Source organism: Campylobacter concisus, from assembly GCF_003048375.1.
Lineage (GTDB): Bacteria > Campylobacterota > Campylobacteria > Campylobacterales > Campylobacteraceae > Campylobacter_A > Campylobacter_A concisus_T.
In genome coordinates this window covers 827,188-842,180 of sequence record NZ_CP021642.1, presented here as the reverse complement: position 1 = coordinate 842,180, position 14,993 = coordinate 827,188, and the positions used below count along the sequence as shown (strand labels likewise).

Annotated in this window: 13 protein-coding genes; 4 read left to right on the top strand and 9 right to left on the bottom strand. The window is 40.3% G+C overall.

Translation table 11 applies throughout. From position 1 onward, the window contains the following. Positions 1 to 67: 67 nt before the first annotated feature. Positions 68 to 1,471, bottom strand: coding sequence for a Do family serine endopeptidase (locus CCS77_RS04185; protein WP_107916664.1), 1,404 nt, complete (start codon positions 1,469 to 1,471; stop codon positions 68 to 70). A gap of 155 nt (positions 1,472 to 1,626) precedes the next feature. Here CCS77_RS04185 and CCS77_RS04180 point away from each other — a divergent pair, with 155 nt between their 5' ends. The 3 genes from CCS77_RS04180 to CCS77_RS04170 are packed head-to-tail and all read left to right on the top strand — an operon-like array spanning position 1,627 to position 4,530. Beyond that, positions 1,627 to 2,523 carry a DnaJ C-terminal domain-containing protein gene (locus CCS77_RS04180; RefSeq protein ID WP_103641707.1) on the top strand — a complete coding sequence of 299 codons (897 nt, stop codon included), beginning with the start codon at positions 1,627 to 1,629 and terminating at the stop codon, positions 2,521 to 2,523. 3 nt (positions 2,524 to 2,526) lie between these two features. Next, positions 2,527 to 2,901 carry a heat shock protein transcriptional repressor HspR gene (locus CCS77_RS04175; protein WP_107916663.1) on the top strand — a complete coding sequence of 125 codons (375 nt, stop codon included), beginning with the start codon at positions 2,527 to 2,529 and terminating at the stop codon, positions 2,899 to 2,901. 3 nt (positions 2,902 to 2,904) lie between these two features. Continuing rightward, a complete protein-coding gene (locus CCS77_RS04170; RefSeq protein ID WP_107916662.1) occupies positions 2,905 to 4,530 on the top strand; it encodes a cation:proton antiporter in 1,626 nt (541 codons plus the stop codon). A 250-nt stretch (positions 4,531 to 4,780) separates the two neighbouring features. Here the strand turns inward: CCS77_RS04170 and CCS77_RS04165 are convergent, their stop codons facing one another. Both CCS77_RS04165 and secA read right to left on the bottom strand, forming a co-directional pair. After that, positions 4,781 to 5,980: an ABC transporter permease gene (locus CCS77_RS04165; RefSeq protein WP_107916661.1), complete on the bottom strand. Its 1,200-nt coding sequence runs from the start codon at positions 5,978 to 5,980 to the stop codon at positions 4,781 to 4,783. A gap of 51 nt (positions 5,981 to 6,031) precedes the next feature. Next, positions 6,032 to 8,638 (bottom strand): preprotein translocase subunit SecA, encoded by a 2,607-nt coding sequence (gene secA, locus CCS77_RS04160; RefSeq protein ID WP_107916660.1) that lies wholly within the window; start codon positions 8,636 to 8,638, stop codon positions 6,032 to 6,034. Between the two features lie 97 nt (positions 8,639 to 8,735). Between secA and lolA the strand changes: the two genes are divergently transcribed. Then, positions 8,736 to 9,248: a LolA-like outer membrane lipoprotein chaperone gene (lolA, locus tag CCS77_RS04155; RefSeq protein ID WP_012001621.1), complete on the top strand. Its 513-nt coding sequence runs from the start codon at positions 8,736 to 8,738 to the stop codon at positions 9,246 to 9,248. Positions 9,249 to 9,275: 27 nt separating this feature from the next. On the opposite strand, the gene CCS77_RS04150 is transcribed toward lolA, so the two are convergent. Genes CCS77_RS04150 through CCS77_RS04125 form a run of 6 tightly spaced genes read right to left on the bottom strand, consistent with a single transcriptional unit; the run spans position 9,276 to position 14,937 of the window. Continuing rightward, positions 9,276 to 9,815, bottom strand: a complete 540-nt coding sequence (locus CCS77_RS04150; RefSeq protein WP_009293697.1) for a hypothetical protein — start codon at positions 9,813 to 9,815, stop codon at positions 9,276 to 9,278. After that, positions 9,812 to 11,131 carry an ATP-dependent DNA helicase gene (locus CCS77_RS04145; RefSeq protein WP_107916659.1) on the bottom strand — a complete coding sequence of 440 codons (1,320 nt, stop codon included), beginning with the start codon at positions 11,129 to 11,131 and terminating at the stop codon, positions 9,812 to 9,814. The genes CCS77_RS04150 and CCS77_RS04145 overlap by 4 nt, the downstream gene beginning before the upstream one ends. Continuing rightward, positions 11,132 to 13,147, bottom strand: coding sequence for an SH3 domain-containing protein (locus CCS77_RS04140; RefSeq protein ID WP_107916658.1), 2,016 nt, complete (start codon positions 13,145 to 13,147; stop codon positions 11,132 to 11,134). Beyond that, positions 13,144 to 13,638: a chemotaxis protein methyltransferase gene (locus CCS77_RS04135; RefSeq protein ID WP_012001617.1), complete on the bottom strand. Its 495-nt coding sequence runs from the start codon at positions 13,636 to 13,638 to the stop codon at positions 13,144 to 13,146. The genes CCS77_RS04140 and CCS77_RS04135 overlap by 4 nt, the downstream gene beginning before the upstream one ends. Next, positions 13,631 to 14,074 (bottom strand): DUF523 domain-containing protein, encoded by a 444-nt coding sequence (locus tag CCS77_RS04130; RefSeq protein WP_107916657.1) that lies wholly within the window; start codon positions 14,072 to 14,074, stop codon positions 13,631 to 13,633. The genes CCS77_RS04135 and CCS77_RS04130 overlap by 8 nt, the downstream gene beginning before the upstream one ends. After that, a complete protein-coding gene (locus CCS77_RS04125; protein ID WP_107916656.1) occupies positions 14,071 to 14,937 on the bottom strand; it encodes a D-amino acid aminotransferase in 867 nt (288 codons plus the stop codon). The genes CCS77_RS04130 and CCS77_RS04125 overlap by 4 nt, the downstream gene beginning before the upstream one ends. Positions 14,938 to 14,993: the final 56 nt, after the last annotated feature.

Sequence of the window (14,993 nt, the reverse complement as noted above, 5' to 3'; positions counted from 1 at the left end):
GATTATAGCAGATAAAGGTTTTAAAAATTTAAAAGAGTTAAGAGCTGAAATTTCAGCTCTTAAGTGGTTATTTTATAACAAGACCTTGCATGATGCCACCGCGGTTTATCCACACTAGCGTCTTTTTACCTTTTGCGTTTTTGACAGTGCTTGCAAAAGTTTGAAGATCTTTTATGCTCTCTTCGCCAACTTGAACGATCACATCACCTCTTTCAAAGCCAAAGTCTTCAGCCTTTGAGCCAGATTTTACGTCAGTTACAAGCACACCTTGAGTGTCTGGGCTGATCTTATATTTAAATCTTATCTCATCGCTTAGATTACTAACGCTAAGACCTTCGATGATGACGCTTTTTGTCGCATCTTTTGCGTTGTGATCCATATTTACAAGCTTGATTTTTGTATTCATCACTTTATTTGATCGCTCGTAAGTTATATCAACGCTGCTATTTGGAGTTAGTGAGCCGATGAAATTTTTAAGATCATTTGCGTTTTTGATAGCTTTGCCGTTTGCTGAAATAACCAAGTCGCCTCTTTTTAGCCCTGCTTCATCTGCTGGCATGCCCTGCTCTACGCCGCTTATTAAAGCGCCTTCTTTATTTGTGTAAAGCTCTTTTTGCTCATCAGTTAAATTTGCGATCGTAACGCCGATAAAACCACGCTCGATCTTACCGTCAGTTATCAGCTTTTTAGCGATATCTTTTACCATATTTGATGGTATAGCAAAGCCAATGCCGTTGTTGCCACCACTTCTTGAAAGTATGGCTGAGTTTATACCAACTAAATAGCCCCTGCTATCAACCAAAGCGCCACCTGAGTTGCCAGGGTTTATAGAGGCGTCTGTTTGGATGAAATTTTCATATTGATTAAGTCCGATATCATCTTTATTTAGCCCTGAAACGATGCCTTGAGTGATGCTCTCGCCTACGCCAAATGGATTGCCTATGGCAAAGACTACGTCCGCATCAAGCAGCTTTGATGAGTCGGCAAATGTGATCGCATTTAGCCCATTTGCCTCTATCTTTATAACGGCTAGATCGGTCTTTGGATCGCTACCTATTAGCTTTGCTTTATACTCCTTGCCACCCTTTGCCAAGGTAACAACGATCTGGTCGCTATCTTCGATGACGTGGTTGTTTGTAACGATGTAGCCGTCATTTGAGATGATGACGCCAGAGCCAAGAGAGGTTGTCTTTTCTTTCTCTTTTGGTTTTGCAAAGTTAAATCCAAAAAATTCATTAAAAAACGGGTCATTAAACATCTGTTCGATGCCTGCGTTGCTTACTGTTTTTGTAGTTGAGATATTTACAACTGAAAGTTTTGCCTGAGCGATAGAGTCATAGTATGAAAGTACACTATTTTTATCACTTAACGGCGAAACTCTAGTTACATCTTGGTTTGCTTCGTTAAATTTAATATCAGCTCCCATTAGCAAAGAAGCCGCCGCTAATGAAATTAGCATAAATTTTTTCATTTTTTTCCTTTAAATTGAAAATGTCTTGAAATTATAAATAGAGCTTAAAAATAAAATCTTAACGCTTTTTTCTCCTTTGTAAATAAAAATAAACTTGACTTGCATAGACTAAAGTTTTGTGATATAATCCGTGTCAAAAAACATAAGGAGAATATATGAGCGAAAGCTTATATGAAACTTTAGGAGTTTCAAAAGGCGCATCAAGCGACGAGATAAAAAAAGCTTATAGAAAACTTGCTAGAAAGTACCACCCAGACATCAACAAAGACCCTGGAGCAGAGGATAAATTTAAAGAGATAAACGCTGCTTATGAAATTTTAAGTGACGAGAAAAAACGTGCCCAGTATGATCAATATGGCGATAATATGTTTGGCGGTCAAAATTTCCACGACTTTGCCAGAGGTTCAGCCGATATGGGCGATCTAAACGATATCTTGAAAAATATCTTCTCAGGCGGATTTGGTGGGGGCGGCGCTAAATTTAGCGGTGGCTTTGGCGGAGGTTTTGAAGGATTTGAAGGCTTTGGTGGAGGCGGATTTGGCTTTGGCGGAGCTGATCTAGACGTAAATGCCAAAATTTCTATACCATTTGACGTGGCTGTAACTGGCGGCGAACACAAGATAAATTTTAATGGAGAAAGCATAAAGATAAAGATCCCAAGCGGCATAGAAGGCGGCGAAAAACTTCGCATAAAAGGCAAAGGCAAGAGTGCTGGCGGTCAAACTGGCGATCTTATACTTGCCATTAGCGTTGAGCCAAGCGACGAGTATGAAAGAGTCGGAGATGATCTTTATAAAGATGTAGAAATTCCACTAAAAACTATGCTCTTTGGCGGCAAGATAAATGTGCATACATATAAAAAAGATGTAACCATCAAAATCGCTGAGAACTCAAAAACAGGCACGAAGATCCGCTTGAAAGGATACGGCGTGCAAAACAGAAAGAGTGGAATTTTTGGCGATCTTTACTTAAAAGCTAGGGTAAAACTTCCAAATATCAGTGAGCTTGACGAGGGCTTAGTAAAAGAGTTAAAAGAAAAATTACCGGAGTAAAAAATGCAAAATTACGAAGAACCACTTTTTTTAATAAGCGTTGTAGCAAAGGTTTTAAGCATACATCCACAAACTTTAAGACAATACGAAAGAGAAGGACTAGTTGAACCCTCAAGAACAGATGGCAAGATGAGGCTCTACTCACAAAAAGACGTTGATCGTGTAAAAACTATACTAAATTTAACCCGTGAGCTTGGCGTAAATTTAGCAGGTGTTGATGTGATACTTCAGCTAAAAGAGAAAATTGACGATTTAGAATCAACTATTGATGATTTAAATAAAAAATTACACGAAGCTACCAGTCAAACTAGCACCAAAAGATCGCTTGTGAAGAGAAAAAGTAGCTTTGATCTTGTATTTTACGAAGGCAAAAAATAATATATGGAACAAATTTTAGAAGGCTTCTTGCTTGTCGCTGCGATCTCAGTCGCACTAAATGTCATATTTAAGAAATTTCAGATACCAACCATCATCGGTTACATCGTAACCGGCACGCTTATATCTGAGTTTTTCAACCTAAAAAGCAACGATGAAATTTCTCATATAGCTGAATTTGGTATCGCATTTTTGATGTTTACGATCGGACTTGAGTTTAGTTTTAAGCACCTGATGAGCATGAAAAAAGAGGTCTTTCTAAATGGCGGTCTGCAAGTTTGTTTAAGCGGCTTTGTGATGGGCGTGATGCTTTACTACGCGCTTCATCTAAAGGACGAGACAGCGCTTATCGCAGGTCTTGCCTTTGCTCTATCATCAACTGCGATCGTGCTAAAAACACTAAATGACAATGGCGATGTGAGTAAAATTTATGGTAGAAAGGCGCTTGGAATTTTGCTATTTCAAGATATCGCCGTTATCCCGATCTTGCTTATGATAGATATGTTTAGCTCGCAAGATGCCTCGATAAATGAGCTTTTGCTAAAGACATTTACGAGTGCGGTTATCCTTATCGTTGTGCTATTTTTGCTCGGCAAATACGTCATCAACTGGATATTTTACAAAGTCGTTCAGACAAACTCTCAAGAGGTCTTTATCGCAACGATCCTCTTTTTGGTCGTTGGTGCTAGCACGCTAGCTCACTTCTTTGGCTTTTCATACTCTCTTGGTGCATTCTTAGCTGGTATGATGATGGCAGAGACTCAATATAAGCACCAGATCGAGGTCGATCTCATACCTTTTAGAGATCTGCTTCTTGGACTGTTTTTCATAACCGTTGGCATGCAGATAAATTTTGTAGTCGTGCTCTCAAATATCTGGCTAGTTCTAGGTTTAGTCTTTAGCATAATGGTCGTAAAAGCCATCGTCGTTTTTGCCGTTTTAAATATCTACTTAAAACGCAGGGTCGCTGCTAAGACCGCGCTTAGCGTCTGTCAGATCGGCGAATTTGCACTGGCTGTCTTTGGGCTGATGACTACTAGAAATTTACTTGATATCCAAACAGCTCAAATTTTCATCGCAGCCTCTGTTATATCGATGTTTGCAACACCTTTTATACTTAAAAAGCTTGATGTCTTAGCTGATCTTGTAGAGCGTGAGGTGGTAGTTGAGTCAAACGAGACCTTAAAGCCACAAAAACTAAAAAATCACATCGTGGTCTTTGGCTATGATAGGCTCGGTCAAGAGGTCGTTTTAAGGCTAAAAGAGACAAAGCTTTTATACATCGTGCTTGATAACGACATCAGCCTAGTCGAGCTTGGTAGGAGCCGCGGGGAAAATGTATTTTTAGGAAACGTGCTTCAAAGCAACACCCTTGAAAATGCCTGCCTAGACGACGCAGCCGCTGTCATCATAACTGTAAATAATGAGCAAAGAGTTGAGCTGATCGCGCAAAAGATCAAAGACTACGGAGCAAATATCCAAACGATCATCAAAGCAAATGGCGAGGGCAACAAAGATATCTTTGGCGAGCTAGGTGCAAATTTCCACCTAATAAGCGAGGAGCGCGTCATGGCAAAAACCCTTGTTCATGAAGCCCTTCAATGCAAGATCGACCACGACGTAAGAGCGTAGTAGATTTAGCTTCTTAAAACACGATTTTTGTTAAGTTCGTTTAAATAATTTGATTATATAAGAAACAATAGAGACAATAAGAAGCTAAAAATTTGTCTAGCCACAGTATCATTTAGATATAAATGGCAAAGAATTAAAAATTGATGAGCTATTAAAAGATAAAAATAGAATTTATTGCAAATTAAAAAAAGCATATTAGAAAATAATATGCTTTTAAAAATCAAATTTAAAGCCTAGTTTTGCCAGGCTTTTACTCATTTCTTAAAGTTTGAAGGACATTTACCTCTGTGGCTTTTTTAGCTGGATAGTAAGACGAGATAGCCACGATAAACACAGCCCCAACTACGATCAGCACAAGATCGATGGTTGAGAGTTCAAGTGGTAGTTTGCTTGAGCCATAAACGTCAGCTGGCAGGTCTATGATGTTGAAATTTCCAAGTAAAAATAGCCCCAAAAAACCAAGCACTAAGCCAAATATGATGCCGCCTCCACCTATTACTAGCCCTTGATAAAAGAAGCTTCTTTTTATCTCGCCTTTGCTAGCTCCAAGTGCTAGAAGCAAGGCGATCTCCTGCCTGCGGTTCATCACGGTCATTAGTAGCGAGCTTATGATATTTAGCGACGCCACAAGGATAATGAGCATCAAAACTATAAAAAGTGCTCTTTTTTCAAGTGCGAGAGCTGAGAAAAAGTTGCCATTTTGCTCCCACCAGCCAATGGCAACCGTGCCTGCTGGAAGGCCTTCGCGCACCCTTTTTATATCATCAAATGGCTTGTTTGAAAAGATGTGAATTCCATCATAAACGCCCTTTGGATAGTCCAAAATTTTCCTCAAAGCCTCGACAGAAGTATATGAAAACGCCTTGTCGTAAGCGATTAGCCCAGATGTAAATGAGCCGCCGATGTCAAAGCGCTTCATCTTTGGCGTTAGCGAAAAGCCAGCAGGATCAGCCTTTGTAAAGATAAGCGTTAGTTTTTCATCATCTCTTAGTCTAAACTCACTCATTATGCCACTTCCCACAAGTATCTCAAAGCCCTCTAACTCTTTGTCTTTTAAAGCTTCGTTTACGACTGAGTTTATCTGCTTTTCATCTTTAAAATTTACGCCATAAATTAGCCCGCCTTCAAGTGCATTTGCCGAGCGGTAGATGACCTGCGTGCTGATATATGGACTAAATTTAAGGTCGCTAAATTTAGCCTTTAGCTCATCTACAAAGCCATCATCGATCGATCCTTTAAAGGCGCTTTGAACGGTTATAGGATAGTTCATCGTAAAAAGTTTGCGCTCAAATTCTTTATCAAATCCGTTCATAATAGCCATGGCAACGATCAAAACCATAAGACCAATGCTAACACCAAGAAAGGCGAGCAAGGCACTTAGAGCGATAAATGGCTGAGTTTTATCAAATCTTAAATATTTAAAAAGTAGGTACTTTGGTAAGCTTGTCATCAAATAGCCTTTAAAAGATTAAGGCGCTTTGGCGCCTTAAAAGTAGAAATTTTAAGCAAATATGCCTTTTTTAGGGCCACTTTTGCCGTGGCAATCTTTATATTTTTTACCGCTTCCGCAAGGGCATGGAGCGTTTCTTGGTATCTTTTTTTCTGGCGTAAAATTTTCATCTTCGCCTTGGTTGTTGTAGTTTAGAGGCTCATTTTCAGCATTTTGACTAGCTTCTAGCATCATCCTAGCTTGCTCTTCTTGCTCCTCGCGGCTCTTAAATCTAACGATTTGAAGCGTTTTAACGCTCTCAGTTTTTAGTCTGCCAACTAGCTCCATAAAGAGGTTGTAGCTCTCTTTTTTATATTCAACTAGCGGATCTTTTTGATTATACCCTCTTAGACCGATGCCAGTTTTTAGGATATCCATCTGATAAAGATGCTCTCTCCACGCATTATCAAGCACTTGAAGGTATAAAATTTTCTCTATATCTTTTCTTTGCTCTTCGTTTAGCACGCTCATTTTTTCGTTATATCTAACCTCTAAAATTTGCGCTATTTTTTCTACTAGTTCATTATACTCTAGCCCTTTTAGCTCGCTCTCGTCGATCTCTTCGCCGCAGTCCGCAAGGATGATAGAGCATAAATTTTTAATATCGTAGTCATCTTTCAAACCGCCATGGAAAATTTCAGCCGTATCAAGTAAATTTGTAGCATATTCAACTCTGTTTTGAGCTATCTTCTCGCTCATATCGTAGTTTTTATCAAGTAGTTCGTCGCGGTATTTATAGATGGTCTTTCTTTGCTCATTTGCCACGTCGTCATACTCAAGCAAGTGCTTTCTAGCCTCAAAGTGCAAGCTCTCAACTTTCTTTTGAGCATTTTCAACAGCTCTTGTCACCATGCGGCTCTCGATACTTTCGCCTTCGTCGATACCAAGCCTATCCATGATCGCTTTTATGCGGTCGCTACCAAAAATCCTTAAAAGATTGTCCTCTAAGCTTAGATAAAATCTACTCATACCAGGATCGCCCTGACGTCCAGCACGGCCACGGAGCTGATTATCTATCCTTCTACTTTCGTGCCTTTCGGTGCCGATAATATATAGGCCGCCAAGGTCTCTCACCTCGTCATTTATCCTGATATCAACACCACGTCCAGCCATATTTGTAGCGATAGTCACAGCGCCTTTTACGCCAGCTTGTGCGATAATCTCGGCCTCTTTTTCGTGGTTTTTAGCATTTAGCACAGAGTGTGGGATGCCAGCTTTTTTAAGCATCTCGTGAAGCACCTCACTGCGCTCGATACTTGCAGTTCCTACAAGCACTGGCTGACCCTTCTCGTGAGCTTTTTTGATCTCGTCAATGACAGCTTTAAATTTCTCGTTTTGAGTTTTATAGATAAGGTCGTTTTGATCGATCCTCTTAACTGGCACGTTTGTTGGGATCGAGATGACATCAAGGTTGTAAATTTGAGAAAACTCGGTAGCCTCAGTTTGAGCCGTACCAGTCATACCTGCAAGCTTTTTATACATCCTAAAGTAGTTTTGGTAGGTTGTATCAGCTAGCGTTTGGCTCTCTTCTTGGATTTTAACGCCCTCTTTTGCTTCAAGCGCTTGGTGAAGTCCCTCACTAAAGCGCCTGCCCTCGCTTAGACGTCCTGTAAATTCATCAACAATAACAACCTCACCATCTTTTACAACATAATGAACGTCTTTTTCAAAGAGATTGTGCGCCTTTAGAGCTTGATCTAAGTGGTGGCTTAGCACGGCATTTTCAAGGTTGTATAAATTTTCAACCCCAAAGAGCTTTTCAGCCTTGCTTATGCCAGCTTCTGTGATCATTATCGTTCTATTTTTTTCATCTACTATAAAGTCGCCAGTTGGCTTTGAGCCTGGCACGTTTGGATCAGCTGGAGTGCCTCTGGTAAGCTGTTTTGCGACTTGATCGGCTCTTATATAGCCATCAAGCGTGCGGTTTGTTGGACCAGAGATGATAAGTGGCGTTCTAGCCTCATCTATCAAGATACTATCGACCTCGTCTACGATGACGAAGTTATGGCCTCTTTGCACCTTTTGGCTAGCTTCAAATTTCATATTATCACGCAGATAGTCAAAGCCAAATTCTGAGTTTGTGCCGTATGTTATGTCAGCGTTATAGGCAGCTTGTCTTACTTCATCATCGTATCCGCCGCTTAGTATCACATCTACGCTTAAGCCTAAAAAGTTATAAAGCTCACCCATTTGCGTCGCGTCACGCTTTGCAAGGTAGTCATTTACTGTTACTACATGCACGCCCTTACCGGTCATCGCGTTTAAGATAACTGGCAAAGTCGCAACCAAGGTCTTACCCTCGCCTGTCTTCATCTCAGCGATCCTGCCCTCGTTTAGTACCATGCCGCCGATTAGCTGCACATCAAAATGGCGCATCTTAAGCACCCTTTTGCTAGCCTCTCTAACGATCGCAAAAACATCATTTAAAATTTGATCTAAAGTGACTTTTTCTTCGACGACTTGGGCTTTAAACTCGCTAAATTTGATCTTAAGCTCATCATCGCTCATCTTTTCATAAGTAGGCTCTAGCGCGTTTATCTGCGCCACACGTTTTATGTATTTTTTGACTTCTCTATCGTTTTTCGTGCCAAAAATCTTTCTAAATACCGATGAAATCATTACTTTACCTTCCTAAATTTTTAAACTTTGGATCTTAGCATAGTTTAACTATTTATTTAATTAAACTGGGCTAGAATACGCCAAAAAAGGATAAAAAATGAGAAAATTTTTAGTTGCATCTCTTGTCGCAGTTTGCTCATTTGGCGCTGGCTTAAATTTTAAAAGCCTGCAAAGTGACTTTACTCAAACTGTCTTTAGCGAAGGCAAGAGTGTAAATTATAAGGGTAGATTTTACGCTAAAAGCGACAACACTGCGCTTTGGATATATGAAAGTCCAACGCCAAAGAGAATTTACTTTGATAAAGACAAAGTGGTCGTGATCGAGGATGAGCTCGAGCAAGCCATCATCTCAAGACTAGATGATACACCAAATTTGACGCAGGTCTTAGCTCACGCAGAGCAAATTCAGCCGACACTTTATAAGGCGATATATGACGGGGTTGAGTACTTTATAACGATCAAAAACACGCTTCCAACGACGATTGATTATAAAGACAAACTATCAAATAAGATAAAAATCACTCTAAGCAACCCCGTAAAAGACGCGCTCATCCCAAAAGAGACGCTAACTCCAGTCATCCCACAAGGTTACGACATCGTAAATCAATAAATTTGGCTAGCTTTTAGCCAAATTTACTCACTTCTCTCCGAAGTCTTTTCCAAATTCTTGCACATTATTTAGATCGATCGGCTTTTGCACCACGTCATTTGGATCAGGTGCGACGATGATCTCGTTGCCTTTTTTCTTCTTTTCTGGCTTTGTCATCACATCTTCATTTACGCTTGGATCAGAGCATAAATTTTGGCTTTTTATCGCCTTTATGATCTCGCTTAGCTCTAGATTATTTATCACTTTGATGTTTAAAATAAGCACATCATCGATATCAAGCGAGTGCTTTTTGGCTGCGTATTTCATAAAAAGCTCTTTAAATTTCTCTTTTCCCATTGAGGTTAGGATATCCTCCACGTAAAAGCTGCCAACCACGACGTTTAGCGCATCAAGCACATAGGCTTCGTTCTCCTCCACATCACGTCCGACAACTTCAAGGTTCATGCTAATCTTTTTTGTTAAATTTTGTCCAGCTTTTGAGTAGATATCTGTCTGAAAGTCACTCACTTTTAGCACGTCTGCAAATGCAAAAACGCCAAAAACAAGGCTTAAAAATAGCTTTTTCATAAACTCTCCTTAATATGCAAAAATACGTTTTCTTGGTAAAATTTCTTAACTTCGTCGTCAATTTTAACCACTTTTCTTAAATGCTGCCTAAAATCATTTTTCTTATCATAAAAAAGTTTTAAATTTTTAGGATTTACCGCGCGAGAAAGTGCGACGTAGAGCTGTCCTTTAGCAAAGATGTGGTTAATGTTGCAAATGAGCGAATTTATGCTCATGCCTTGAGACTTGTGGATAGTTAGCGCATAGGCAAGTTTAAATGGAAACTGATAAAGCGAAGCCTGCACGTTCTCCTCGATCTCGTCTTCGTTTAAATTTAGCGCGCAAAAGTTATAAGCGCACTTTTCTATCTCGCATATCTCGCCGCTATCTTTTTGCACGATCACGCTTGAAATGGCGCCATTTTCTTTTAAAATTTGCATGATCTTGCCCTGCTCGCCGTTATAGTACTCGCCCCATTTATTTGAAGTAAAGATGATTTTTGCACCTATCTTCATCTCCAAATTTCGCGAGATATTTAGCGTGTTTGCCCACTTTTCAAACTCTTTTTTGTCTAAATTTTCATCCATAACAAGCACATCCGAGTTTGAAATTTCAAGCGGTGCGTTAAGCGCAAGAAGTCTCTTTTGATTTAGCATCTCAGCCTCGGCGTTTCTACCAAAAAGCACGCTAGTCTCGCTATCTGGCTCGATAGCTCCCACTCGCAAGCTCTCGATATAAGCCATCATCTCATCATCTAGCTCACCAACTCTAAGACGAGAGAGAATTTCATAAAATTTAAGATCATTTGTGCGTTTTGAGAGCAAAAGCTCAACATTTGTAAATTTCATATCCTCCCACGCGCTGGAGTTAAAGGCGTATAAAAAGTTAAAAAGTTTGCTCTCACTTTGCTCTTTTTGCACGGGTGGCAACTGATAAAAGTCGCCCACTATAAGCACCCTGCCCTTAAATTTAGACGTAAGCAAGCGGTATCTTATCATCTCCATAACATTTGAGCTAACCATCGAAATTTCATCAATTACAAGCAGATCGCAAGCATCTAGCATATTTCGTAGTTTGCTTAGCTTATCTTTTTGGCGGTAGTCAAGCCGTCTTAGCTCCTCATAGTCCTTGCAGTAGCCAAATTTAAAAAAGCTATGCAAGCTCACGCCCCCAAGGCTAACAGCACTTATGCCAGTTGAGCCAAGGATGACGACGTTTTTGAAATTTTCTTTGTAGTGTCTGATGATGGAGGCGGTTAGATAGCTCTTGCCAACACCGCCACCGCCTGTTAAAAAGACATTTGAGCGAGATAAAATTTCTAAAATTTGATCTTTCATCTACTCAAACATCTCTGGGCGATACTCAAAATGCATCGTATCAAAGTGCTTCCAGCGTCCACCCCAGATAAATTTATGCTTTTCAAATACTCGCACGATCTTTTCAGGGATCAAGTTCTCATAGCCCTTGCTCCACTGCCAGTAGTGGCTCTTTTTTACATTTATATCGATCGCAATGCCGTAGCTGTGCGCGCTTAGGCGGTTTGTGCCAGCGATGATGCGCCACTTAAATGTCCCGCCTGGCTCTTTTAGATACTCAAGTAAATTTGGATCGCTCTTTACCATCTCGTTTAGCTCGTTGCTAACTTCTTGCAAGGCAGCTGCAGCGCCATTTTTAGAGTTAAATTTTAAAGGCAAATTTAAAAAATCCTTTAGCCAGATGACATCAACCAAATTTGCTTTTACAGCACTCTCGCTTGAGCCATAAATTTTGCCTAGAAGCTCGTAGTTTCTGCATCTGCCAGCATCACTTAGTGCCGTGCTAAGTGGTGAAAACGCAGCGTAATCAAGCGCGTTCATATCCTCTATATCAGCGCCGGTGCTGCACTCTTCATCTTTTTGTTTAAAATCATCATAGACTAAACTCGTGCCATCACTAAATTTAACCAAATTTTCTTCTATCTTTACGCCGTAAGCTCGCTGCAAAGCCGAGATCTTTCTAGCCTTATCTAGCATCCCTTGCTCAGGTCTCATCACATTTATAGAATCAACCTTAGAAATTAGCAAATTTGCACTTTGTATGTCGCTTCTGTTTTGTCCGATGTTTAGCGTAGTTATCGCGGTCGCTCCGATTAGCGCTCTACCGTTATTTGCGGTCTTTAGCCCCCAAGCATCATGCACCACGTAGATATCATCGCCCTTGTATCCAGCGTAGAGCATGATGTGACCTGGCAGATGCACGAGCGTGAGATATGGCACGCCCTTTTCTTTTATCTCTTTGCTCTTTGCAGCGTTGCTAAGACCTTTTAGATTGATCTTTTCTCCCATATTTGCCTGCGCCCTTGAGTTCCTAGGTAACCACACGCCAAAGCTTGCTAGCAAGTCTTTTGTAAAAAGCGAGCAGTCTCTTAGCTTATCCACCCCACCCCAGCCATAAGGCTGAGTAAGAAGCGAGCTAAGAATAGTTTTTAAATTTGAATCGTTAAATTTAAGTGGAAAAAGGGCGCTAAAAGACTTTGGGAGGACAAACTCCCTAAGTATATTTCTTACATAAATTTTGCCGTAGTAGTTTTTGTCATCTTGCGCCAAAACTGGCAGTATCGCGCCGACACGTGAGTAAAACAAGAAGTTTCCGCCCTTGTCATAAACTGGCATCTTGTCGGTTTTTATCGTGACAAAGCTTGATTTTTGATAGGCAAGCGCCTCTTCATCGCTTATAAATTTGATATCTTCAACCTTCACCCAGCCCCAAACCGCATCATCACTCACAAACGCCCACGCCCTATCTTTTGAGAGGTGCGATACAAAAAGCGGATGAGCGATGCTTAGGGTTGATTCTTGCAGATAGTCAAACGGATAGCCCTCTCCTGGAGTTTGTGGGTTTAAAAATATCGGCTCGTCGGTTGGGAAATTTCTTACAGCTGTGTTTGCCGAAGTTAGAGCGTAAGCTGAAATTTGCAAAAAGCCAGCGAAATTTGCATTGTCCTTTTGTGCGTCAAACCAGCTTTGCGGTATCTGCCTAAAATTTGAGCCAAAATACTTTCTCTTCTCGCTTGGTTTATATACATTAAACGCCCAAAAAGCGTCGTTTGGGTTAAATTTCACGCCTCTAAGGGTAAAAACCTTAAACCTTCTTTTTAAAATTTCATCTTGAGCAAAACTCGCACTTTGCATATTTTGAGGTAGCGACGAGGCGTCTTGTTTTACTTCAAATTCAAGCAAGCTGATGCGCTCATTTGGCTTATAGACATTTTCGTCTGGCAGGGCATTTTGCTGCTTGTTTGGCTCTGGTTTTGTTGTCTGCGAACAACCCAAAAACAAAGCAACACTAAGTGCTAAAAATATACTTTTTTTCAAATTTCTTCCTTATCCTTAAATATAGCCTCTACGATCAAAACAAAGATATAAAACATCTTTTCATCGTTGTTTTTGCAAATTTGCTTCATCGTCTCGTTTTGATCCTTGACCTTTATATCGTTTGATCTTAAAATTTCTGCAATGTCTGAGCCAAATTTCTTTGAAAGCTCGCCCACTTTGACATCATTTAGCGCGTTTAAAAACCTTGTCGTGTTGCAGTCCATCTGAACTGGCTTGTGCTTTAAGATATTTTTAAACTCAAGGCTTAGCTTTTTTAGTTTTTTCTTCTTGACGTAGCTGTGAATGATAGTTAAAACAACCAAGCTAAAGCCAAAGAAAATGTGCAAATTTAGCGAATTTTCGCTCATCTCTCCCTTTAAAAAGAGCACGCCGCTTGCAAAAAGTCCAACCACGCAGGCAAAAAGTAGCAGTAAGATGATGTATTTAAAGATCACCTCGACCATGACATTATCTTTTAGCCTCTCAAACATCAAGCCGCCCTATCTCATCTTCGCTAAAGACTAAAATACCATTTTCTTTTAGCAGTTTTGCCGCTATGCCGTCGCCAAAGATTAGCTTTTTACTAAAGCTTCCATCATAAATTTGCCCGCTCCCGCAGCTTGGACTTCTAGCTTTTAAAATAGCCTTTTTGCAGCCATTTAGCTTAGCTATCTTTAGGCAAATTTCAGCCCCAAATTTAAAATTTTCGCTCACATCTTTAGCGGTTTTTGTGACAACGAAGCCACCTTTCATCTCAGCTGGCTCTCTTGGCGTGCTAAGTCCGCCAAAGACCTCTGGACAGACGAAAAGCAGATGATATCTCTTTGAAATTTCATCTAAAACGCCTCTACCCAAAAGGTTATTTTCGCCGTTAAATTTGCAGTTTATGCCAGCAAGACAAGCGCTTATTAAGACCTTTTCTCTCAAAGCCCAGCTTCTTTTAAAAGCTCACTAGCATAAATTTCACGAAGTTTGCTTGAAATTTCGCCAACTTTTGCGCCGTTTATCGCCTTGCCATCAGCATAGATGACTGGCAAAAGTATGAGCGTAGCAGCCGAGATAAAGACTTCATCAGCCGCGTAAACCTCGTCCATGCTAAATTTACGCTCCTCTATCTTTAGTCCGATATCTTTAGCGATCCTTAAAAGCCTCATACGGCGGATCCCTGGCAAAATTTCATTTGAAAGTGGCTTGGTGATGAGGGTTTTATCCTTGATGATAAAAGCGCTCGAGCTACAGCCCTCTGTGACAAAGCCGTTTTCGACCATAAAGCCCTCGTCTGCGCCCTTTTTGTGAGCCTCATTTTTAGCGTAGCACTGAGCCAGAAGCGAGATCGACTTTATATCGCGCCTCTTCCACCTGATGTCCTCGACGCTTACCACTTTTATGCCAGTTTTTGCGGCTGGGTTGTTTAAAATTTCACTCTCATAGCAAAAGATAAATACGCTTGGGGTTAAATTTTCCATAAAGTAAAAATTTCTAAACGCCACGCCTCTTGTCACTTGCATGTAAATTCCACCCTCTTTTAAGGCGTTTTTGGCGATCATCTCATTTAAGATCGCTTCAAATTTATTTTTTTCGTAAGGCAGGCTTATATCTATCTCGTTTAAGCTTCTCTCAAACCTCGCCCAAAAGCCCTCTTTATCGACCATTTTTGAATTTATCACAGGCACCACTTCATAAATTCCATCGCCAAATATAAATCCCCTATCAAATGCACTAACTTTTGCCTCATCTTTTGGCAAAAACTCGCCATTTAAAAAGACCGTTTCTAAAGCTTTATCTGCCATTTTTAGCTCCTTAAATTTTATGCAAATTGTATCTAATTTTGTTTGAATTTATAGAT

Bases quoted from the DNA above. Each gene is read 5' to 3' on its own strand.
- CCS77_RS04185 (WP_107916664.1), bottom strand. From the start codon at position 1,471: ATGAAAAAATTTATGCTAATTTCATTAGCGGCGGCTTCTTTGCTAATG.
- CCS77_RS04180 (WP_103641707.1), top strand. From the start codon at position 1,627: ATGAGCGAAAGCTTATATGAAACTTTAGGAGTTTCAAAAGGCGCATCA.
- CCS77_RS04175 (WP_107916663.1), top strand. From the start codon at position 2,527: ATGCAAAATTACGAAGAACCACTTTTTTTAATAAGCGTTGTAGCAAAG.
- CCS77_RS04170 (WP_107916662.1), top strand. From the start codon at position 2,905: ATGGAACAAATTTTAGAAGGCTTCTTGCTTGTCGCTGCGATCTCAGTC.
- CCS77_RS04165 (WP_107916661.1), bottom strand. From the start codon at position 5,980: ATGACAAGCTTACCAAAGTACCTACTTTTTAAATATTTAAGATTTGAT.
- secA (WP_107916660.1), bottom strand. From the start codon at position 8,638: ATGATTTCATCGGTATTTAGAAAGATTTTTGGCACGAAAAACGATAGA.
- lolA (WP_012001621.1), top strand. From the start codon at position 8,736: ATGAGAAAATTTTTAGTTGCATCTCTTGTCGCAGTTTGCTCATTTGGC.
- CCS77_RS04150 (WP_009293697.1), bottom strand. From the start codon at position 9,815: ATGAAAAAGCTATTTTTAAGCCTTGTTTTTGGCGTTTTTGCATTTGCA.
- CCS77_RS04145 (WP_107916659.1), bottom strand. From the start codon at position 11,131: ATGAAAGATCAAATTTTAGAAATTTTATCTCGCTCAAATGTCTTTTTA.
- CCS77_RS04135 (WP_012001617.1), bottom strand. From the start codon at position 13,638: ATGTTTGAGAGGCTAAAAGATAATGTCATGGTCGAGGTGATCTTTAAA.
- CCS77_RS04125 (WP_107916656.1), bottom strand. From the start codon at position 14,937: ATGGCAGATAAAGCTTTAGAAACGGTCTTTTTAAATGGCGAGTTTTTG.